Here is a 21773-nt window from a genome sequence, read left to right on the forward strand (position 1 = left end):
CACAAAATAGATTAGATTTTTTCTTTTAATTACTTATATTTTTTCTTTTTTATTATTATACTCGCTATTCCTAACAAAGTCGGAACTAATATCGAATTACTGGAGATATTTGTTTTTGGTAATTTTTTATTTGTTTTATTTTTATCTATAACTTTATCCTTATCTATTATTTTATCTTTTTCATTATTTCCTTTTTTATACTCAACTGCATACATTGAAAAATGTCCTGTTTTAAATATTATAGATTTTTCATTTTGAGTAAAAGTTTTTTCTTCCAGATTTCCTTTTTTGTCAATATAGTAAACCTTATTTACTGTTTTACCTTTTTCTCCAGGAATTGAAACTGTATAATCACCATCTTTAATTTTAACTTTTTCATTAGTTATCTTATTTACAAATGAGATGTCAAAGATTGAAACATCTTTACCTTTAAATGCTAAGAAGTCTTCTCCATTTATTTTTTCAACAACAAGTATAAAGTCTGATAATCTTTTCCCTGAAACTGAAATATTAGTTTTTGGATCAGTTAATGTTGTAATCAAGTCATCTTCAGGTTTTTCTTCAGGATTAGACGGTTTAACACCATTTAATTTTGACAAACTTTCACTTAAAGCTTTTGTTAAACTGTCAATATTTTTTTGACTTATAGGATTATTTAAAGCCTCTTCACAATCCTTAAGAATTTTATCAAAATCTGATTTTATATTTTCCTCTGAATAAATATATTTATCAGTATTCTTAATAGTTTTTGCTTTTTCTATTTCCGTTTTTAAATTTTCAAGTTCTATGTTTTTTAATATAATTTTATGATGTTTGCTTTGTTCAAATTTTAGATGTTCTTTATTATAAGTGTAAACTTTAACTTTAATAACATTTTTTTCACTATCCATATTGTCATTAAAAGCATTCTTGTCTAAAAATGTTAGACTTGATGGAATAACAACTTCTTCAATTAGACAACTTTTGAATGCGTCTTTTCCTATTGTTTTGAGTCCCTCATTTAATATCAACTTTTTTAAATATCTGAATTTTTTATTTGAAGCAAAAGCTTGATCTTCAATAGTTTCAACTGATGATGGTATTTCAAGAGTTGTAATTCTATGTGATAAAAAGGCATATCTTCCTATTGCTTTTACAGTATTTGGAATATTTATGCTTTCCAATGGACAACCAGAAAAGGCAGATTGCCCTATTGTTTCTACACCATCAGGAATATCTATGTTTTTCAAATTAAGATTTCTTGAAAAAATACCATTTGGTACAGTTTTCATATTTTTTGAAAGTTTTGCATAAGAAATATTATTTAATGAAAAAGTTCCCTCTCCCATTTTAACAACTGAATCCGGTATTTCAATGCTTATCAATTCATTACCATTAAATGCAAGAGTTCCTATTTCTTCCAATCCTTCAGGCAAGATAACTTCCTTTAACTTATTCTTTTGAAAAGCACTTTTACCTATTTTCTTTACTGTTTTTGGAATTTCAACACTTAAAAGACCATTTAAAGATTCTCCGGTATCTGTTGTATATTCATACTCTCCTGTATATTCAAAAGCATTGTCGCCAATTTCCGTTATAGCCTCTCCATTTTTGTTTTGATTAGGAATAACTAAATTTTTATTGTATTCTGATTTTTCCTTACCAAGCTCTGAAAAACCAACTATCTTAGTTCCTTCAAAAATAAAATCATTCTTATTATATTTTGCTTCTTCACTTAAAACAAGTTTTCCTTCCGCTTTTAATAACTCCAATAGTGCTTTATCAATATCATCTTGTTTAGCTGAAGCATCTTTTACTACAAGCTTTGCTTTTTCAAGTTCTTCTATAAACTTATTATATGAGTCTTCTGTATATAGAATTTTATTAATATTACTTAATCTTGAAATATTTTTTATTAATGCCTTTTTATTTGCACCATTTGGAACCAAATTTTCGATTGCTTTACTTAAACTTTTTGTTATTTCATCAATATCTTTTTGTGTTGAATTATGATTTAACATAATAGCTTTCGCTTCTGAATAAATATTTTCTAATTTTTCAAAACTTGTAGCTTCATAGTCCGATTTATCCAACTCTTTAGCTATTTCAAGTATTTTTTGAAGTCTATTACGGTTAACATCTTTACCAACTAAAACAAATCTATGATAATCACTATGTGGATTGATGTAAGTAGAAGTTTCCAAATGTTTTTTATTTCTTGTGTATAAAATGACTTTTCCGTCTTCATTTCCGGTATTTTCAACAAATACATTTTGAAGAAGTTTAAATATACTAAATGGCAAATCTACCTCTTTAATTTTATTGTGTGCAAAACTGAAAGAGTCGAATTGAAATAGAGAAACACTATCTGAAACTTTAAGCTCTTCAATCTCATTATACGCAAAGCTTTCATTTCCAACTTTTACAACAGTTTGTGGAATATAAAGTTTCTTAATTTTATTATTCTTAAAAGCATAGGATTCTATAAATTTAACACCATCAGGAATTTCAAACTCTTTTAAATTATTCTTTTGAAAAGCTCCTGTATCGATTATGTATTCATTGTATCCTTCTGAAATATTTATCTTAACTGAATTAAGTTCTTTATTTTCAAACGCCTTAGAACAAATACCTTCTATTCTCTTCTCAACATCAGCACCATTTTCTTTAATTATAACAGTTTTAGGAATTACCAAATCTTTATTCGTCTTTAATTTTTCAAGACCTTTTTCTGAAAAGCCTGAAATTCCAAAGTACCTTCTTTTTGAAATTATTTTACTTTTTACATCTTCATAATTAAAGTCTTCAGCATTAAATTCTTTATTATTAGAAATAACTTTAACTTTTACCTTTATTTCGTATCTATCCAATACAGATTCTATTAATTCTTTGTTTTGATTTGCTTTTACATAAGCTCCATCTTTAAACTTTTTGAATTTGCCTGAAATAATTGAACCATCAGATATGCTTTCATTGACATCATAATTTATTTCTGTTTCAAAATACTCATCCAAAGAACCATCACTTGCACCACCTATTTTTACAAATCCAGATGTAAGTTTAATTTTATCTTTTAATTTTTTAATTATTTCTTCTTTAGAGTCACTTTCATTAACTTTTATTTCTCCGCAATCTAAAGTTATTTTTCTAGAACTACTACAAGATCCATCACAAAAAGCTCTTACAAAAAGCATAATTTCTCTTCCGTGAGGAATATTTAACTCATTTTGATTTTTCAAGAATAGTTCATCGTGTAGGAATAATTTATTTCCATTCTTTGAAATACTAATATTTATATCATTACCATTACCGGAAAAAACTTTATGTCCTACATGTCCTAAATTTTCTCCAAATACAATATCATTAGAGATTTTACATTTTTCAAAGGCATTATCTGAAATTTTAGTCAAAGAATTAGGAAGATTAATTTTTTGTAAAGAAGAACAATTCGAAAATGCTCTTTTACCTATTACTTGCAAACCTTCATTTAATTTCAATTCTTTCAATGATGTTTTTACAAAAGCCATATCATCAATTTTCTTTAAAGTTGATGGGAAATTTATTTTTTCTAAAGTTGTAACACCTGCAAAAGCACCATTACCTATAATTTCCATTCCCTCATTTAAAACAACTGACTTTATTTTTTTCCCTTTAAAAGCCACTTTACCAATGGCTTTAACATCTACACCATTAATTTTTGCAGGGGTGATTACTTCAGTTTCATCACCTGTGAATTTAGTAATTGTATTTGTATTTTCATCAAACACAAATTTACTTTCGTCAGTATAATTTCTAACAACCGAAACAGGTTCATTAGCAAAACTGCTAATAGGCATTACAGTCAACAAAATTGAAAGTAATGCTACATAAGATAAAAGTTTTTTAATTTTCATTTTAATATCCTCCTTAAAAGGAATTTTATCATAGTAAATATTCTTTGTCAATGTATAATCTTAACAGTTTTATATTATAAGTTTTTATAATATAATTAATATTATGTTTTCTTTTTTTAAAACAAAATACAAGTCATAAAAATAGAACTTTTACCTATAATTATTAAAATATATTAATTTAAAAAGTATGTAGCTATTAATACATTTTTTTCAATTACATTTAAAATTATAAAAGTATTTAATAAAAATATTACAATTTATTATTTAATTCTATTTTAAATTCGAATAATTTGAAAAATATTTAGAGTATTATTACACACAAAAACCCCTAATCCATTTTAATGTAGGTGTTTTTTAACTATTTTTTATTTTATTTTTTCTATAATTCTAGATTTTGTGTCAAAGTTCTCATCTGTTCCACTAAATGAAGCATCTTGTTTTGACATAGAAAGCATTATATCTAAAATATCTTTAAATTCATTTACTTTTTTTGTTTTATTTTCTAATTCATCAATTCCCTTTTGCTTGAATTCTCCTAATTTTGAACTAAATTCTTTTTGTGATGAAGTCAACTTGTCGCTACCTTCTTTTAATTGGTCAGTGCTTGAATCCATTTTTTTAAGTCCTTCATTAATTGAATTAATAGCATTTGAAAATGGGATAACAGCTTTTTCTTTGACTTGAGATAATGAATTTAAAATTCCGGATTGGCTTTTAAATTCTCTCAATCCTTTAGATAATTGTCCTGAACCGTTTTTTAAAGAATCGGAATTTTCATCTAATTTACTCATTGCTGATTGTAACATTCCCATAGCAACTTTATTTTGATTAGTAGCTGATTTCAAACTTTCGGTTCCATTTTTGATTTTTCCTGTTGCTCCATCGAGTTGTTTTATTGAAGATTTTAAAACTTTTAAATCATCACTTTTCAAACTTTCTGTTATTTTTGAAAGTCCTTTGTTTAATTCTAAAGAAGATTTTTCCAATTGTGATTTTGTCTCATTCATCTTTGTATAAACATTTGATAAAGCATTTGATAAATCAGTATTCCCCTTCAATAATTTATCTGAACCATTTGCTAATTCTGATATAGCTTGAGTTAGGGTATTTAATTTAGTCAATCCTGATTGCTTTGCTTTTAGAGTTCTTGATTCATTTAACAAATCATTTTTTGTTTTATTTAAAATAGATATTTCAGATGTCAAACTTCCATCTTTATTTTTGTTTGATAAATCATCAATGACTTTTTGAATATTATTAGCTTTTGCTTCTAAATTTTTAATATCATTTTCTAAAGAAATATTAGAATTTAAGTTTTTTATTGAATTTTCAACTTGATGAAGTTTACTATTAAATTCTTGAGTTGAATTTTTTAATTCAGTAGATTTTTTTGAAATTTGTTCGATGCCTGAGAGTAATGTTCCATAGCTATTTCCCAAATTAGTCAACCCTTGAGATAATTGTGATGATTTGTTTAATAATTCATCTTTTTGAGCAATTATATTATCAAGTTTTTTAGTTCCAACTTTCATCTTTTCAGTAGCATATTTTAACTTCCCAACTCCATTATCTAAATCACTTGAACCTTTATCAAGTTGAATTGCTCCATATTGAATTTTTTCAATATTTTTATTTATTTCACCTACAGCTCCTGTATAAATATTTACTCCGTTAAATAGTTTCACACTGCCTTCATACATTTCAGAAATATACTTTTGAATTACTCCAACTTTTGGTTCTAGAGAATCAAATTTACTCTTAATTGTTTTCATTGAATCAGATAATTTTTCTGTTCCTGAATAGAGTTTTTTTACTCCTGTTTGCATTTGACCTATTCCATTATTCAATTTGTCTTGCCCTTCTGTTAACTTAACAGAAGCATCAAATAATTTTTGTGAATTATCTTCTAATTGTTTTATCCCATCCTTTAATTTATCAAGTGAATCAATGTTTTTCTTTTCTTGGAATAATTCATTTGTAATAACTGAATAGATTTCTATCGGTTTGTAATTTTTTATTTCCATTTCCAATGAAATTGTGTCTTTAAATATCTTTAAATCTTTTTCTTTTAAAATATCTTCAAAATTTTGCTTCAATCCGGGAGTTAAAATTGATGTTACTATTTGATTTTTACCATCTTTAACTATTTTTACATCATCTGATTTTATATCGCTTACTTTATCATCACTAAAAATCATAGCTGTTGCCACGATATATGGTGAATATACTTCTTTGTTTTTTCCATTTATATTTTTTGTTTCATATCTATTGTTTTTAGAACTTAAGACTATCTTTAAATGTCCGGTTTTTCCTTCTAATTCAGAATTTTTAATTTCTTTATTATCCAAATAATATTTTACAGTCAACTCTACAGGTAAATCTTTATCGGTTTTTCCTTGATAATATATATCTTTTTTATCTTCATTCCAGTTTAAATATCCATTTTTTCCTAAAACTTTTTCATCTGTTTTTAAATTTTTTACCTCTTTTAAATTGGATTTATCTTTTACTTTTATATTTTTATCGGAATTTAACCAAACTGATACAGTTTTATCTTTAATTTCATCACCATCTACTGTTACATAAACCGTTTCACTTTTCTTAATTACATTATTTTCTTGTGCAAATGAAACATTCACAATAATCATTGAAAAAAGCAAACTTAATGCTACAATTTTTTGAAATTTTTTATTCATTGTCATCCTCTCCTCTATACTAAATTTTTTGTTGTTTTTTTAATAAATGGAAAAGTTACACTCAATATAGCCGGTAATAAAATTATTATTACTAACATACTTATAATAGCTCCTCTGGCTAAAAACATACATATTGTAGATACTATTTCCATTTTTGAATAAAGTCCTACCCCAATAGTTGCAGCCATAAAAGATAATGCGCTTGTTACTATTGACTTGGAAGTTTCTTTTACAGAAACTCTCAAAGAATTATTTAAATCTTTTGTCTTTCTATATTCATGTAAAAATCTGTCAGTCATCAAAATTGAATAATCTATAGTTGATCCTAATTGAATTACTCCTATTATTATTGATGTGATAAATGGAATAGTCTGACCTAAATAATAAGGAATAGCCATATTAATCTGAATAGCCAATTCTATTGCAGATATTAAGATAATTGGTATTCCAATAGACTTAAATGCAACTGCTATAATTATAAATACGGTAATTATGGAAGCAATATTTACCATTTTGAAGTCTTTTTCTGAAACTTCTGTCAAATCATCGGTCAATACTGCTTCTCCTGTTAGATATCCTTCATCATCATATTTTGAAATAATATTTCTGATTTTTTCTATTTGTCTATTAACTTCAGGCGATGCAGTTTGATATTCCGAATTTATCATTATCATTTGATAGCCATCTTTTACAAAGTTATCTCTTAACTTGCTAGGCAAAAATTCAGCCGGTAGAGTAACACCTGTAATTGAGTGCGTACTTAGTACAGTATTTATTCCATCAACTTTTTCCAACTCATCAATCATAGAAGTTAAATTTGAGTTTGATAAATCTTCTTTAACAATAATAAAATGTGTACTTGCCATATTATAATCTTTTTTCATTTTATTTAGCGAAATAATTGAATCTAAATCTTGTGGTAAAGATCTATCAAGATTATAATAAAGTTTTGTATTATTAGAACCTATAATAGCAGGTATAAAAAGCAATATAAATACTAATGCTAAAATTTTTCTTTTATTAATATCAAAATCAGCTAATCGATTAAATGAAGGTAACAAAACCTTATGATTATATCTATTTACAGCTTTTTCCGCAATTAAAAGCATCGGTGGAAGTACAATTACTGTACATAACAAACCTATTAGAACTCCTTTAGCCATTACAAGTCCAATATCTTTTCCTAATGTTAATCTCATTAAAATCAAAACCAAAAATCCGGCAATTGTTGTAAGTGAAGATGAAAATAAGGAAGTGAATGTATTTTGAATTGCCCTATCCATAGCTTCATTACGACTATTTCTTTTTTTCTTTTCTTCAACATACCTGTGATATAAAAAAATTGAATAATCCATTGTTACCGCTAATTGAAGAACAGCTGCAATAGCTTTGGTTAAATACGATATCTCTCCCAAAAATATATTAGTTCCAAAATTATAAATAACCGCATATCCTATTGTTAACATAAACACAAAAGGAATAACAGTAGATTCATTAGTAATACTCAATATAATCAAGCCTAAAACAATTGCTAACCCGACATAAATAACAGTCTCTTTATCTATTAAATCTTTTGTATCTTTGACTAGTGAACTTACTCCACTCAAATATTTTTTATTTGATTGAATATTTCTTATGCTTTCGATAGCATTCATAGTTTTGAATGATGAAGCCGGTTCATTAAACTTTACCATCATCAATGTACTTCCTTTGGAATAAAAAATATTCTTAATTTTATCCGGTAAAAAATCACTGGGAATAGAATCTCCAATTATTGATGTTCTTGAAATAACATCTTCTACACCATCTATTTTCATTATTTCTTTTTTTAACTCTTCAGCATCTCTATCACTACCATCTAAAATTACCATTACTGTAGCTGCATTTTTAAAATCTTTATCTAAAATATTTTGTCCTTGAGTAGATTTTAAATCAGCAGGTAAATATGAAAGAATATTATAATTTACTCCCGTATTTTTGTAACTTATTATTGACGGAATCAATAACATTGTCATTATTAATAACACAAGTCTTGGATGGTGTGAAATAAATTTTGTAAATTTTCTCATATTAATCTCCATTACTTATCAATATTTTTTTTATTACTTCAAATAAAACAGCTTTCATTTCATCAATTGATAAAATAGAATCTTTCATAATTGCACTCTTACAAGTAGAAATTACTATTTCTATGGTTAATGAAAGGATATATAACTTTTGTGAATAAGAATATTTATGTGAAAACAACTTCTCATACTTACTAAGTATAAACTTTAAAGTTGTATCAGCCTCTATAAATCTTTTATCATTTTCAATCTTTGTATATAAAGTCCAATTAATATTTTGAGATATTAGCTCTAAATCGAATGGATTTTCAATCAAATAATCAATAATATAATTTAAAAAACAAATATATCTTTCAACAGAATCAGTATGAATACATTTATTTTCAGCATGAACAACTAAATCCATTGCTTTGTCTAAAATTATTTGTTCTTTCAAATCCTGTTTGTTTTTAAAATATAAATAGAAAGTTCCTAATCCAAATTCAGTTCTGCTCATAATATCTCTAATAGTTGATTTTTCATAACCTTTTTCTTTGAAAACTTCAAGCGCAGCTTTAATAATTTTAACCTCTTTGCTCATCTTTTTATCTATTATAGCAGTCATAATTGCCCCCTTTCATTTTATTGAACATTGTTCATTATTTTTTACAAAAGTTATTATAACACTTTTATGAACAATGTTCAATACTTTTTTTGAAATTTTTTTATTATTTTTATGCTCTTATTATAAAAAACTTATTATTAATTCAAACATAAAAAAAGCTAGGAAAGAATCCTAACTTTTGATATATAATTTAACTTTATTTATTTGTAGCTCCTTTACTTTGCAACATTTTTCCCATTTTTTCCGTATAATGTACGCTTCCATCTGAAAGTATCCAAAAAGCTTCCGCTCCTTCTACTTTTTCTAAAAGTTTTTTACCTTCTTCAACATCCATTAAAAACAAACTTGTTGATAGAAAATCCGCAAGACCGGAATCATTACACAAAACTGTTACACTCTTAATTTTATCTTTAGGATAACCTGTTTTTGGATCAATAATATGATTATATGCTTTATCTCCTACAAAATAAAATCTTTGATAATCTCCACTGGTTACTGCACAAGTTTCATTTGAAAAAATGACTTCTTTAATATCAACTTTATCAGAATCGAACTTAGGGTCTTGAATTCCGATTCCCCATTTATTTTTATCCTTTTCTAAGGGACTTCCAATGGCTTTTACATTTCCACCTGCTGAAATTATTGCAGATTTTAAACCCATTGATTTTAATTTATTCATCACTTTTTCTACTGAATAACCTTTTGCAATAGCTCCAACATCTAGCTTCATATCCTTATCTTTTAGAAAAACCGTACTATTCTCTTTATCAATTACAATATTATTAATATCTGTGTGTTTTAATCCCTCTTTTATTTTATTATCATCAGGAAGTTTTCCCTTAAGATCAACAGCTGCATCCTTTTCAGCTTTCCAAAGAGAAGTTACACTTCCTATTGCAATATTATTTTTATCAGAGAGTTTTTTATAACTCTCAATAGAAAATTCCAAAAGCTCTATAATTTCTTTATCAACTTTAACTGCTTCTTTTCCCGCATTATCATTTATAGTTTTTATATTATTTTCATTAGCATTTTCAAAAGAATTGTAAAGATTATGGTATCTTTTCATATCCTCTTCCAATACTTTGAAATATTTATTAAATTCCTCTTCATTTACACAATATGCACTGAAAGCCACATCTGTATCAAAAACACCAAAAAATGATTTTGAAAATTTCTTAAAACTTGCACTCTCATTATTTTTCACATTTTTTTTAAATTCCTCGTTTTCGGCTTTTTTTGAACAAGCTCCAAAAACTAAACAACATAACAATAACCCTATAATACTTCTATTAAATTTCTTCATCTTTCTCCAACTTCTATTAAAATTTTTTATGTCTTAAATACCAAATAGGATATATACTCGAAAATCCATCATAAATATCGTTAATTTTTGTTATCTTTTCATTTATTATCTCATCTTCAAAATCATTACTTTCAACAAAAATATCATATAAATTTTCAATTATAGTATATACTCCTAAAAGTTTAAAAAATGCTCTCGGAACATTATTATTAAAATATCCATCAACAATTCCTGTCAATAAACTTGCATTATCATCATAATATAAATTCAAATTTCTAAACTCAAAATACGAATCAGACCTTAAAATTTTATACTCTTCTATAATTTGAAACTTTCCGTCTTTTGAAATTTTTATATCATTAAGACCGTTAATTCCAATTATAGTAGTACAAGTCCTCTCACTTAAACAATACCTATTTCTTTCCAAAAAATCAAAAAGAACGTAGTCAAGATTCCCTCTGTACTTTCCAAGTCCGTATTTGTGTAAGAATTTATTTATCCTATAATTATAATGCTTATTCCACCTACCACAATCACAACCTTGAAAACTCTTATGATATTCAAAAACAAATTTCCCGATTTCAAATCCTATATTGTAAGCTTCTTCATCAGTCAAATTATTTTTTTCATCAATAACAAAAGGAATAATTCTATAACAAAATTTATCATTTAAAATTCCAATATCTCCATAAGAAATATTAGAAAATTCTTCAGATAATTTATTTAAACAATCAAAAATTTTACTTATTTTAGAAAATTTTCCAAACGGAAATAAATTTAAAATATACTTTTCATTTTTATTTTCCAAAATAAATTCTTTCTCATCTATTTTATTGACTTCTAATTTTCTATTTTTTATAAATTCTATATTTTCTACCAATTTAAGCATATTTTCCCTCTATGTACTAAACTCCTACAGATTTTAAAAGTGCCTCATCAACTTTTTTCATAAAGAACTCATCCGTAAAACCGACTTTTTCTCTAAGTCTTTTTTTATCTATGGTTCTTATTTGCTCCAGCAATACAACAGAATTTTTAGGAAGCCCAAATTCTGCTGAAACTTCAACATGAGTTGGAAGTTTGACTTTATTCATCTGAGAAGTTATAGCTGCAATAATTACAGTCGGGCTGTATTTGTTCCCGATATCATTTTGAACAACTAGGACAGGTCTTACTCCTCCTTGTTCAGAACCTACAACGGGACTTAAATCTGCATAAAAAATATCTCCTCTTTTTACCTTCATATATATCTTCTTTTAGTAAAACTAAAAATACTCCCTCTTAAATAATCTTATTTAATTATTATATATTTTTAGGAGAAATAAATCAATACTTAATAATAATTATTAAAAATTTTCATAAAAAAGCGGATTATAATACAAATTACAAGTAGTAGAACATACATATATATTAATTATAATTTTATCCTTCAAAAAATCAAATAGTTTTAAATATTGAAATTCATCTAATAAATATTTTTTACAATATTAAAGTATTGAACTTTATCACTCATAAATAAACCCTTTTTGATAATAATCAATAAATTTAAATAATGTATTAATATGCATAGGATACCAGGCTTCTAAATTTTTATTAATAGAACTATATATGTCATCAACATTCATCCATCTAACATTTCTTGTTTCATTGGAATTTGGTATTATTTTACCTTCAACTTTACATAAAAAAGTTTGAAGAATAATGGAATACCCTCCTGATAAATTCTGAGTACAGCAAAATGGAACATAACTATTAACAGTATATTCACCCATTTCTCTAGTATCTATATTATTTTCACCAATAATTTCTATAACTGTTAATCCTGTTTCCTCTTCTACTTCTCTTTTTAACGCTTTAAAAATATCTTCATATTCTCTAATCTTTCCTGCCGGTAATTCTAATAAACCTTTCTCAAAAATTTCATTTTCCTTATGCCTTTCTTGGACTAAAATATTTAATTTATTATCCTTAATTCTGTAAATTAATGCCCCTACGGCTGGAATAGCAAAAACTTCTTTCAACAAATGCCCTCCTTATATAAATTTATTTACATCATTATACAAATTAATAAAAAATATAACATTTTTATAAGTAATGTCAATCAATCTTATTGTTTTCGTTTAAAAAATTTCCTCTTAAATAATCTTATTTATTCATTATATATTTTTAAGAAAAATAAATCAATACTTAATAAGTACTAAAAATTTCTACAAAAAAAGTGGATAAAAATCCACTTTTAATACTTAAATTTAAATAGAAATAATTTCTTACTTTAATTCTACAGTAGCTCCCACTTCTTCTAATTTAGCTTTCATTTGTTCAGCTTCTTCTTTAGAAACTCCTTCTTTAACAGCTTTTGGAGCGTTGTCAACTACTTCCTTAGCTTCTTTTAAGCCTAATCCACTTAAATCTTTAACAGCCTTAACAACTTTCATTTTTTCTGCTCCAACTGATGCTAAAATTACATCAAATTCAGTTTTTTCTTCTGCTGCTCCAGCTGCTTCTCCACCAGCTACAGCTCCACCTACTACTACAGGTGCTGATGCAGAAACTCCAAATTTTTCTTCTGCTGCTTTAACTAATTCATTTAATTCAAGAACTGATAATTTTTCAATTGCTTCTAATATTTGTTCGAAATCCATAATATACCTCCTAAAATTTTACGCAACCATTAAGCTGCTTCTTCTTCTTTTTTCTTTCTTAGTGCATCTAACATATACACAAAATTTGATACCGGAGCCTTTAGGCTGCCAAGTAATTTTGCAATAAGTACTTCTCTTGAAGGAATGTTTGCAACAGCCTTAACGCCGTTAGTGTCTAAAATCTTTCCTTCTAATATACCTGCTTTAATAACCAACTTTTCATTTGACTTTGCAAATTCATTAGTAATTCTAGCTGCTGCTGTTAAATCTTCTCCTGAAAACGCAACGGCACTTGGTCCTTCTAAATATTGATTAAAATCTTCAAAACCTAATTCTTTAAAGGCTAATTTCATCATAGTATTTTTATAAACCTTATATTGAACACCAGCTTCTCTATATTTTTTTCTTAAGTCAGTTACTTGTTCAACAGTTAAGCCTCTATAGTCAACTAAAACTAAAGATCCGGAATTTTCAATCTTTTCTCTAATTTCTGATATAACAGCTTGTTTTTGTTCTAAAACAGAATCTTTCATCTTTTTCACCTCCATAAAAGGCTACATATTAAAAAATCTCTACCAAGAGTAGAGATAAAATACAAAATAAGTATTTCCACCTATGTAGGATTTTTAAACGAATGTCCCTACGGTCTTGGGTAGCCTATAAAATTAACATATATATTATACCATATTTCAAAATAAATGCAATACTTTTTTAAAAATTTTTTTATATTTCTTTTATTTCGTTTTTATGGTAGAATATATACATTATTTAAGAAAAATTATAGGTGATTTGATGTTAAAATATTTTTTAGTTTTATTAATTTCAATGGTGCCGGTTATTGAACTAAGAGGTGCCATTCCATATTCCCAAGCAATGGGACTTCCGATTCTAAGTTCATATATAATTGCACTAATAGGAAATTTAATTCCAGTTCCATTTGTTTACTTTCTTGCTAAAAAGATTTTAATTTGGGGTGAACATAAAAGGTATATTGGAAAGTTTTGTAAAAAAATTTTACTAAAAGGGCATAAAGCAGGAGAAAAAATTTTAAAAAAATCTGGTAAAAGAGGAATTTTAATTGCACTTGCGATTTTTATAGGTATTCCGTTTCCGGGTACCGGTGCATATACCGGTATACTTGCTGCGAGTATTTTAGATATAGATTTTAAAACAAGTTTTTTAGCGGCTATTATGGGATTAATTCTATCCGGAATAATTATGGCTACAATTAGTTTTAATATTTTTTAAATTGGGCAACTCAGTTGTCCTTTTCTATTGCAAAAAATCAAAATTTTGGTTATTATATATGTAAGATATTTATTATCTAATATATTTTTGGAGGTAGTATATGGAATTTAAAATTGGCAATTCCGGAATAGTTAAAGTTATTACTTTATTTGATGGAAACGATGTTTGCGGAATAAGTGAAGAGTTAAAAAAATATGTAAAAGAGAACAAACTTTTTAACGGAAAAAGAGGCGAAATTTTTTCAAATCTAGGTCCAAATTCTGAAAATGTAATTTTATTAGGTTTGGGAAAAGAAGATGAAATTTCTCTTGAAAACATCAGAAGAGCCTTCCTTTCTCTTGGAAAAATCTTAAAATCTAATAATGTAAAATCTTGTAATATCGAAATCAAAAAGTTTGATGGTATTTGTTATAAATTAACTGCTCAAGCAATGATTGAAGGCATTATAAATGTTACTTATGCTTTTGATAATTTCTTAAAAGAAAAGAAAGATAAATTCGAATGTGAAGTATTCTTTGATGTTTTAGAAGACAAAAAAGAAATTGTAGAAAATGGAATTAAAGAAATTGAAGCGATAATGGAAGCAGTATTTATGTGTAGAGATCTTGTAAATAGACCTGCTAATGATATTTATCCTGAAACTTTAGCGAAATTTGCAAAAGAAGAACTTGAAAAAGTTGGTGTAGAAGTTGAAGTTTTGGAAAAGAAACAAATTGAATCTTTAAAAATGGATGCTTTTCTATCAGTAGCACAAGGTAGTGACCTACCCCCTAAATTTATAATTATGAAACATTTACCAAACAAAGATGAAAAACCTATTGTTTTAGTTGGTAAAGGTTTAACTTATGATTCAGGTGGATATGCAATCAAACCTGCTACAGGAATGGTTACTATGAAAACTGATATGGGTGGAAGTGCCTCTGTTATTTCAACAATGTATGCAGTAGGAAAAATGAAAGTGCAAAGAAATGTAATTGCACTTGTTGCATCTTGTGAAAATATGATTAATGGACATGCTTACAGAAATGGAGATATAATTTCTTCAATGAAAGGTTCAACTATTGAAGTAATTAATACTGATGCTGAAGGAAGATTGACTTTAGCAGATGCTATTTACTATGGAGCATCAAAATTAAACCCTGAATGTATAATTGATGTAGCAACTTTAACAGGTGCTTGTATTCAAGCCTTGGGTTCAAGAGTTATTGGAGCTGTAAGTAATAATGATGAAGTCTTTGCAAAAATTAAAGAATCAGCAGACTTTATGGGTGAATACTTATGGAGATTTCCTGTTTATGAAGAACATAAAGAAAGTGTAAAAGGAAAAGTTGGAGATTTATTAAATGTAACTGCTCCCGGAACCGGCGGAGCAATTACTGCAGGAGTTTTCTTAGAACACTTCGTTGAAAACACTCCTTGGGTTCATTTAGACATTGCAGGTCCTTCATACTCAAATTCAGCTTGGGGAACAAATCCTGAAGGAGCAAGTGGTACTCCTGTAAAAACACTTTATAATTTTGTAAAAAAATACAATAAAAAATAATTAAGAATTTAAAAATGGTATGCCATAAAAGGCATACCATTTTTGCTAAAATTTATATCTTTTTAATCTTAAACTGTTTAAAACAACACTTACTGAGCTAAAACTCATTGTAAATCCTGCAAGCATTGGATTTAAGTATCCGAATGCGGCAAATGGAATTGCAATAATATTATAGAAAAATGCCCAGAATAGATTTTGTTTGATTATTTTAAGAGTTTGTTCACTTATATTGATTGAGTTTAAAAGTGTGTTTAAATTACCGTTCATCAAAGTAATATCTGAAGTTTCCATTGCAATATCTGTACCGGTTCCCATTGCAAAACTTATATCTGCACTTGCAAGAGCAGGAGCGTCATTTATTCCATCCCCTACCATTGCAACAATTTTTCCCTGTTTTTGCAATTCTAAAACTTTTTGAGATTTTTCATCTGGCATAACTTCATAAAGCACATTTTCTATTCCAAGTTTATTTGCAACTTTTCTGGCTACAACTTCACTATCTCCGGTTATCATATAAACATCAATATTTTTTTCTTTTAATTTCTTAATTATTTCAAAAGCGTTTTTTGAAATTTCATCCTCTAAAACTACAAAACCTGCAAAGTCATTTCCTATCGAAATAAAGATAGTCAATAATTCATTTTCTATATTTAGTTCTAATTTTCCAAGTTTTTCTTCAATATACTTTCTCTTTCCAATCAAAATTTCTTTACCATCGTAATTAGCTTGAATTCCCATTCCTGCAATTACTTTCAAGTCTGAAATATCCAATTCTTTTATATTTTTTTCTTTACAGAAGTTTACAATAGATTTTGCGATAGGATGATCTGTATTTTTTTCTAAAGAATAAATTATACTTAAGAAATCTCCTTCTGATAAAACAGTATTATTCTTTATTTCAATAACTTTTAATTCTCCTGTTGTAAGAGTTCCGGTTTTATCAAAAATAATACTATCCATTTTATGAATTTTTTCTAGGACTTCTCCACTCTTTATTAAAATTCCATTTTGTGCAGCGACTCCTGTTCCTGACATAATCGCTGTTGGTGTTGCCAATCCAAGTGAACAAGGACAAGCTATAACCATTACTGCACAGCTATTTAATAAACTTGTTGTAAAATCTTTTGTAACAATATAAGTAATTACTAAAGTAGCTAAAGATGACAAAATTACACCCGGTACAAAATAACTTGAAATTTTATCTGCAAGTCTTTGAACAGGGGCTTTTTTTGTCTGAGCATTTTGAACCAAATCAAGTATTTTAGATAATACAGAATTTTCTACTGTACTCTTTACTTCAATTTTTAAAATTCCCTCGATATTATTGGTTGCTCCAATAACAGTATCTCCTATATTCTTTTCGACAGGAACGGATTCCCCGGTAATCATAGCTTGATTTACAGAACTGCTACCAGAAATAATAACTCCATCAACCGGAATTTTTTCGTAAGGTTTAACTAAAACAATATCTCCAATTTTTACATCTTCAATATTCTTTTTAACTTCTTTATCACCATCAATTACAATTGCATAGTCCGCTTTCAAATCCATCAATTTCATAATTGCCCCGAAAGTATTTGACTTTGCATTTGCTTCAAAAAATTTACCAAGTAAAATTAAAGTTATAATCATTGCAGAACTGTCAAAATAAACATCAACGCTTCCTATTAAAACTTTATAAACTGAATAAAAATACGCCATTGAAGTTCCAAAAGCTATTAAAACATCCATATTTGTACTTTTATTTTTTAAGTTTTTATAGGCATTTATATAATATCTTTTACCTACATAAAATTGAACAACACTTGCCAAAGCCCATTGAATATAACCATTTAACATAAATCTATGCAAATTAAACATATGGAAAAACATTGAAACCATAAGTGGAACACTAAATACTATTGAAATAATTAAGTCCTTTTTTAAGTCCTTAATTTCATCTTCATATATATTTTGTCTTTCCTTTTTTTCTTTTTTAACCGAAATTTTATATTTCTCCAAAATTGAATTTATTTCATCTAAAGAAACAACATCTTTTAAGTATTTTACTTTTAAAATGTCATCTTCATCTTTTACTAAAACAGTATCTTTTTCTTTTAACTCAGAAATTATTTTTTCAATATCTTCAACTTTGATACTGCTCTTTTCAATTTTTACCTCATCTCTTTTCGGTTTATATCCAAGTCTCTTTATAACTCCGATAAGACCTTCAACTTTCGCTCCATCTTCAACGGATACTGTGACAGTTTTGCTCATAAGATTTACAGAGACGTCTTCAACTATTTTAAGCTTTGATAGTCCCTTTTCAACTTTCATAGAACAAGCTTGACAAGTCATTCCGTCAACAAAAATATTAACCTTTTTACTCAAAAGAAGCACCTCCTAATGACATTTTTGAAATCAAAAGCTCCAACAATAAATCTATATCTCTATTTTTTGTCTTAATATCTGATTCTACAGAATATGTTAAATCAATATAATTGCAAAGAGTTTCTATTGAAAAATTATCACAAACGGAATACAATTTTTTACATTCATAGTTTGAAATTTTTAGCTCTTTTGAAATATAATCTATGTGTTTTTGTTTTAGTTTCAAAACTTTTACTCCTAAAAGATTTCTAATATATCTTACAATCATATAAAATGTAGAAAAAGAGTCCTCTCCCGATTTTTTAAGCTCAACTAAAATCTTAATAGAATTTTTATAATCTTTTTTAGAAATCATATCAAGTAATTTAAAAATACTATTTTCAAATTTATCTACTAAAATTTCATCAACATCTTTAAAATCTAAAACATCTTTAGAAAATGAGTTAAGAAGTTTATTTACTTCATTTTCTACATCATAAAGATTTTTTTCTCTGCTACTATCTAAATACCCAATTCTATCGATAATATATTTTAAAACAATATCTTTAACTTCGATATTTTTTGAAACAAATCTTTTCTTAATAAATTTAAAAAGTTCAATTTCATTAAATCTTACTAATTCAATATTATGACCTAAAATTGAAATTTGTTTATAAAATTTACCACGAAAAGCAAGACTTCCTTTCATGACAAAAAGAAGAACTGTTGTATTTGGAATCTTATCTATATAATCATACATTTCCTCAAAAAAATTTTTATATATAGAAATTCCATTTTTTGAAAGATTTACATCATTTACAATAATAAGTCTTTTATTACTAAAAAATGGAGCTGTTTCACAATCAATCTTTAACTTTTGCAAGTCAATTTTCGAAAAATCATATTCGATATAATTCATATCAAAAAAATCTTTTGAAACAATATTCTCTTTAAATAGCTCAACAAATCTATCTATCAAAAAAATTTCTTCCCCACTTAAAACATATATACCATTAAGTTCCCCATTGTCTAGCAACTTCATAGCTTGTATATAATTCATAGTTCCTCCTCAATAAAGTCTAAATCTATAACTGAATCTTTCCTAATTTTAACTAAAACAAAGAATCCTAATAAATACATTATAATATTTAAAATATCCATAAAATAGAAATTTAATAAACCTAATAAATTACCATCAATTTCTCTAAAACCTATAATTTTTTCTTCAAATTTATTAATTCTAAGTATTATATTTCCTTGTAAATCAGTCCTAAAAACATCACTTCCTGTAGATTTTATTCTATCTAGTGCATCTTTATGTGGATGGTTATATCTATTTTTATAACCACAGGAAATTATAGAAGTTTTTGGACTTGAAGCTGATAAAAATTCAGGTGAACTAGAATTCTTACTCCCATGATGAGCAACTTTCAGATAATCACAGTCTATATCGTTTTTTATAAGCTGATTTTCTGTAAAAGCTCCAATATCTCCGGTAAAAAGTATTTTCCTTCCATTTACTGTAACTCTAACTATTATGGATCTTTCATTTTCTTCTGTAGAATCTTTTGCTTTTAAAACTTCTAAATCTACATCTTCTAAATTTATTTTTAAATTATTTTCAATATTATAAATATTCTCAGCCTTAACTTCTCCATATTTTTTTACAAAATCTCTATACCCGTCTTTTCTAAAAAATAAATTTTTAATCTCCACTTCCTTAGATAAAGAGCCCAAATTTTTACAATGGTCTGCATCTAAATGCGAAACAAATACAAAATCTAGTTTTTTAACCCCATTTTTCTGTAAATATGGAATTAAAACAGATTTTCCGTTATCTCCTTTACCAAAAGTAATTCCACCTGTATCTATTAGAATATTATTCTGTTTTCCTCTTACTAAACAGGCATCTCCCTGTCCTATATCTATGAAATTGATATTTACTTCATTTTTATAAATGTTATAAATATTTGTAGAAACAAATAGAATCATAACAGAAAGTATAAAAAATTTAAAGTTATCAAATGTAAAATACTTAAAATCTCTCCTCTTAAAATAAATTAAAAGTAAAAAATATGTAAAAATTAAAAGTACTATGTTATATTCATAAAAAGTAATGTTTATATTCATATCCTTTAAAAAATCAACATTTAATCTTATAAGATTTAATAAATTATTAACTAATAATCCTAAAAGCACACAAACTTTTAAACTAAATAAACCAAATAACAAAATAAAAAACGAAATAACTATGCAAATTACAAAAATTGGTGTTAATACTAAATTACTAAAGAAGGTAATAACTGAAAACTTTCCAAAAGTATATAAAATAATAGGTAAAATTATAAGCATAACTGAAAATGTAAGTTTTAAAGATTTAAGAACAAAGCCATCTCTCTTATTTGAAAAATATGGTAAAATCTTTATAATTCCAAGTACTGAAAACGCACTTAAATATAATCCTACATCAAAAATCATATATGGATTTATTAATAAAATGACAAAAATAGTCAACAAAAGGTCATTTAATCTATCTTTAACTTTTCCATAAAGTGACGAAAATATAGAAATAAGCAAAAATATTTCCGCCCTTAAAACACTTGCAGGATTGCCAATTAAATATGAATATAAAAATATAAAAAATAGAATTATAACTTCTCTAAAAATTCTTTTTATTGGTAAAATGACTAAAATTTTACTTAAAATTAAATATATTATTCCAATATGTAGACCACTAACGGCTAAAATATGTGAAAGTCCAATTTCTCTAATATCATTTTCAAAAGCCGTATCATAATTATTTGCAAGAAATATCCTCTTCATAATATCCGAATTTTCAGATGAAAGAGAAGTATCAAAGACATTTTCGACAAAATTATGAAAAGTTCTCTTTAAATTTTTATTCTCTCCGATTTTTTTCACATCATCAGAATAAATATTTGAATATATATTCTTTTTTAAATTAAATCTCTTATAATTAAAAAGTCTTGGATTACCATTTGACCTTATTTCTCTAAGTTTTCCAGTTACACTTACAATATCTCCAATTTCAAACTTTTTATGATTTGTAAAAAGTAAAATTTTCTCTGATTTTTCTATATTTTCAATATTTTTTAATTTAATTTCATGCTTAAATCCATTTCCATCAGAACGAGCAGTTGAATTTAAAACTTCTCCTGTAAAAGAAACTTCTTGATCAAAGAATTGTTTTAAATTACTTTCTTTCTCTGAAAAGAAGCTAACTAAAAAGCCTAATGAGAAAATCAAAAGAAATAATTTTATTTTATTGAATCTAAAAAAATATGAAACTATATAAGTAACTGATAAACCTAAAAATATATAAAATTTTGTAAAATGTTCCATTTTTAGAAAATAACAAAATAAAATTCCACATATTAAGGAAATCAGATAAAAAATAATATTTCTTTTCATACTTCCTCCAAATAC

General features: G+C 26.2%; 15 protein-coding genes and 1 other annotated feature. Of the genes, 2 read left to right on the forward strand and 13 right to left on the reverse strand.

The window, feature by feature from the left end:
* Nucleotides 1-29 precede the first annotated feature (29 nt).
* From VJI94_RS02630 to rplJ, 10 genes are all read right to left on the reverse strand, one after another.
* On the reverse strand, nucleotides 30-3872 hold the full coding sequence (locus VJI94_RS02630) for a leucine-rich repeat domain-containing protein (RefSeq protein WP_324008230.1): 3843 nt from the start codon (nucleotides 3870-3872) through the stop codon (nucleotides 30-32).
* A 365-nt stretch (nucleotides 3873-4237) separates the two neighbouring features.
* A complete protein-coding gene (locus tag VJI94_RS02635) occupies nucleotides 4238-6568 on the reverse strand; it encodes a hypothetical protein (RefSeq protein WP_324008231.1) in 2331 nt (776 codons plus the stop codon).
* Between the two features lie 14 nt (nucleotides 6569-6582).
* Nucleotides 6583-8637, reverse strand: a complete 2055-nt coding sequence (locus VJI94_RS02640; RefSeq protein WP_040597080.1) for an efflux RND transporter permease subunit — start codon at nucleotides 8635-8637, stop codon at nucleotides 6583-6585.
* A 1-nt stretch (nucleotide 8638) separates the two neighbouring features.
* A complete protein-coding gene (locus VJI94_RS02645; RefSeq protein ID WP_004833138.1) occupies nucleotides 8639-9238 on the reverse strand; it encodes a TetR/AcrR family transcriptional regulator in 600 nt (199 codons plus the stop codon).
* Nucleotides 9239-9434: 196 nt separating this feature from the next.
* Nucleotides 9435-10544 (reverse strand): FAD:protein FMN transferase, encoded by a 1110-nt coding sequence (locus VJI94_RS02650; protein ID WP_324008232.1) that lies wholly within the window; start codon nucleotides 10542-10544, stop codon nucleotides 9435-9437.
* A gap of 16 nt (nucleotides 10545-10560) precedes the next feature.
* Nucleotides 10561-11433 carry a hypothetical protein gene (locus VJI94_RS02655; RefSeq protein ID WP_004833136.1) on the reverse strand — a complete coding sequence of 291 codons (873 nt, stop codon included), beginning with the start codon at nucleotides 11431-11433 and terminating at the stop codon, nucleotides 10561-10563.
* 16 nt (nucleotides 11434-11449) lie between these two features.
* Nucleotides 11450-11788: a type II toxin-antitoxin system PemK/MazF family toxin gene (locus tag VJI94_RS02660; protein ID WP_004833135.1), complete on the reverse strand. Its 339-nt coding sequence runs from the start codon at nucleotides 11786-11788 to the stop codon at nucleotides 11450-11452.
* 261 nt (nucleotides 11789-12049) lie between these two features.
* Complete coding sequence (locus tag VJI94_RS02665) at nucleotides 12050-12565, reverse strand: NUDIX hydrolase (RefSeq protein WP_004833134.1); 516 nt, start codon at nucleotides 12563-12565, stop codon at nucleotides 12050-12052.
* Nucleotides 12566-12811: 246 nt separating this feature from the next.
* A complete protein-coding gene (gene rplL / locus VJI94_RS02670) occupies nucleotides 12812-13186 on the reverse strand; it encodes a 50S ribosomal protein L7/L12 (RefSeq protein ID WP_004833133.1) in 375 nt (124 codons plus the stop codon).
* Nucleotides 13187-13215: 29 nt separating this feature from the next.
* Nucleotides 13216-13719, reverse strand: coding sequence for a 50S ribosomal protein L10 (gene rplJ / locus VJI94_RS02675; protein ID WP_029948651.1), 504 nt, complete (start codon nucleotides 13717-13719; stop codon nucleotides 13216-13218).
* Between the two features lie 21 nt (nucleotides 13720-13740).
* Nucleotides 13741-13857: a sequence feature (ribosomal protein L10 leader region), on the reverse strand.
* A gap of 121 nt (nucleotides 13858-13978) precedes the next feature.
* Here rplJ and VJI94_RS02680 point away from each other — a divergent pair.
* Nucleotides 13979-14434, forward strand: a complete 456-nt coding sequence (locus VJI94_RS02680; protein WP_029948650.1) for a COG2426 family protein — start codon at nucleotides 13979-13981, stop codon at nucleotides 14432-14434.
* A 100-nt stretch (nucleotides 14435-14534) separates the two neighbouring features.
* Nucleotides 14535-15977 (forward strand): leucyl aminopeptidase, encoded by a 1443-nt coding sequence (locus tag VJI94_RS02685; protein WP_324008233.1) that lies wholly within the window; start codon nucleotides 14535-14537, stop codon nucleotides 15975-15977.
* A 45-nt stretch (nucleotides 15978-16022) separates the two neighbouring features.
* On the opposite strand, the gene VJI94_RS02690 is transcribed toward VJI94_RS02685, so the two are convergent.
* The 3 genes from VJI94_RS02690 to VJI94_RS02700 are packed head-to-tail and all read right to left on the reverse strand — an operon-like array spanning nucleotide 16023 to nucleotide 21758.
* Nucleotides 16023-18347 carry a heavy metal translocating P-type ATPase gene (locus VJI94_RS02690; RefSeq protein ID WP_324008234.1) on the reverse strand — a complete coding sequence of 775 codons (2325 nt, stop codon included), beginning with the start codon at nucleotides 18345-18347 and terminating at the stop codon, nucleotides 16023-16025.
* On the reverse strand, nucleotides 18340-19386 hold the full coding sequence (gene holA / locus VJI94_RS02695) for a DNA polymerase III subunit delta (protein ID WP_324008236.1): 1047 nt from the start codon (nucleotides 19384-19386) through the stop codon (nucleotides 18340-18342). Before holA ends, VJI94_RS02690 begins: the two co-directional genes overlap by 8 nt.
* Entirely contained in the window at nucleotides 19383-21758 is a 2376-nt protein-coding gene (locus VJI94_RS02700) for a DNA internalization-related competence protein ComEC/Rec2 (RefSeq protein ID WP_324008237.1), read from the reverse strand. The genes holA and VJI94_RS02700 overlap by 4 nt, the downstream gene beginning before the upstream one ends.
* Nucleotides 21759-21773: the final 15 nt, after the last annotated feature.

Source organism: Parvimonas sp. D9 (assembly GCF_035282565.1).
GTDB lineage: Bacteria > Bacillota > Clostridia > Tissierellales > Peptoniphilaceae > Parvimonas > Parvimonas micra.

What these genes read in the sequence shown, in the direction of transcription:
- VJI94_RS02635 (WP_324008231.1), bottom strand. Translation starts at nt 6,568, where the DNA reads ATGAATAAAAAATTTCAAAAAATTGTAGCATTAAGTTTGCTTTTTTCA.
- rplJ (WP_029948651.1), bottom strand. Translation starts at nt 13,719, where the DNA reads ATGAAAGATTCTGTTTTAGAACAAAAACAAGCTGTTATATCAGAAATT.
- VJI94_RS02700 (WP_324008237.1), bottom strand. Translation starts at nt 21,758, where the DNA reads ATGAAAAGAAATATTATTTTTTATCTGATTTCCTTAATATGTGGAATT.
- VJI94_RS02645 (WP_004833138.1), bottom strand. Translation starts at nt 9,238, where the DNA reads ATGACTGCTATAATAGATAAAAAGATGAGCAAAGAGGTTAAAATTATT.
- VJI94_RS02655 (WP_004833136.1), bottom strand. Translation starts at nt 11,433, where the DNA reads ATGCTTAAATTGGTAGAAAATATAGAATTTATAAAAAATAGAAAATTA.
- VJI94_RS02685 (WP_324008233.1), top strand. Translation starts at nt 14,535, where the DNA reads ATGGAATTTAAAATTGGCAATTCCGGAATAGTTAAAGTTATTACTTTA.
- VJI94_RS02630 (WP_324008230.1), bottom strand. Translation starts at nt 3,872, where the DNA reads ATGAAAATTAAAAAACTTTTATCTTATGTAGCATTACTTTCAATTTTG.
- rplL (WP_004833133.1), bottom strand. Translation starts at nt 13,186, where the DNA reads ATGGATTTCGAACAAATATTAGAAGCAATTGAAAAATTATCAGTTCTT.
- VJI94_RS02640 (WP_040597080.1), bottom strand. Translation starts at nt 8,637, where the DNA reads ATGAGAAAATTTACAAAATTTATTTCACACCATCCAAGACTTGTGTTA.
- holA (WP_324008236.1), bottom strand. Translation starts at nt 19,386, where the DNA reads ATGAATTATATACAAGCTATGAAGTTGCTAGACAATGGGGAACTTAAT.
- VJI94_RS02650 (WP_324008232.1), bottom strand. Translation starts at nt 10,544, where the DNA reads ATGAAGAAATTTAATAGAAGTATTATAGGGTTATTGTTATGTTGTTTA.
- VJI94_RS02660 (WP_004833135.1), bottom strand. Translation starts at nt 11,788, where the DNA reads ATGAAGGTAAAAAGAGGAGATATTTTTTATGCAGATTTAAGTCCCGTT.
- VJI94_RS02680 (WP_029948650.1), top strand. Translation starts at nt 13,979, where the DNA reads ATGTTAAAATATTTTTTAGTTTTATTAATTTCAATGGTGCCGGTTATT.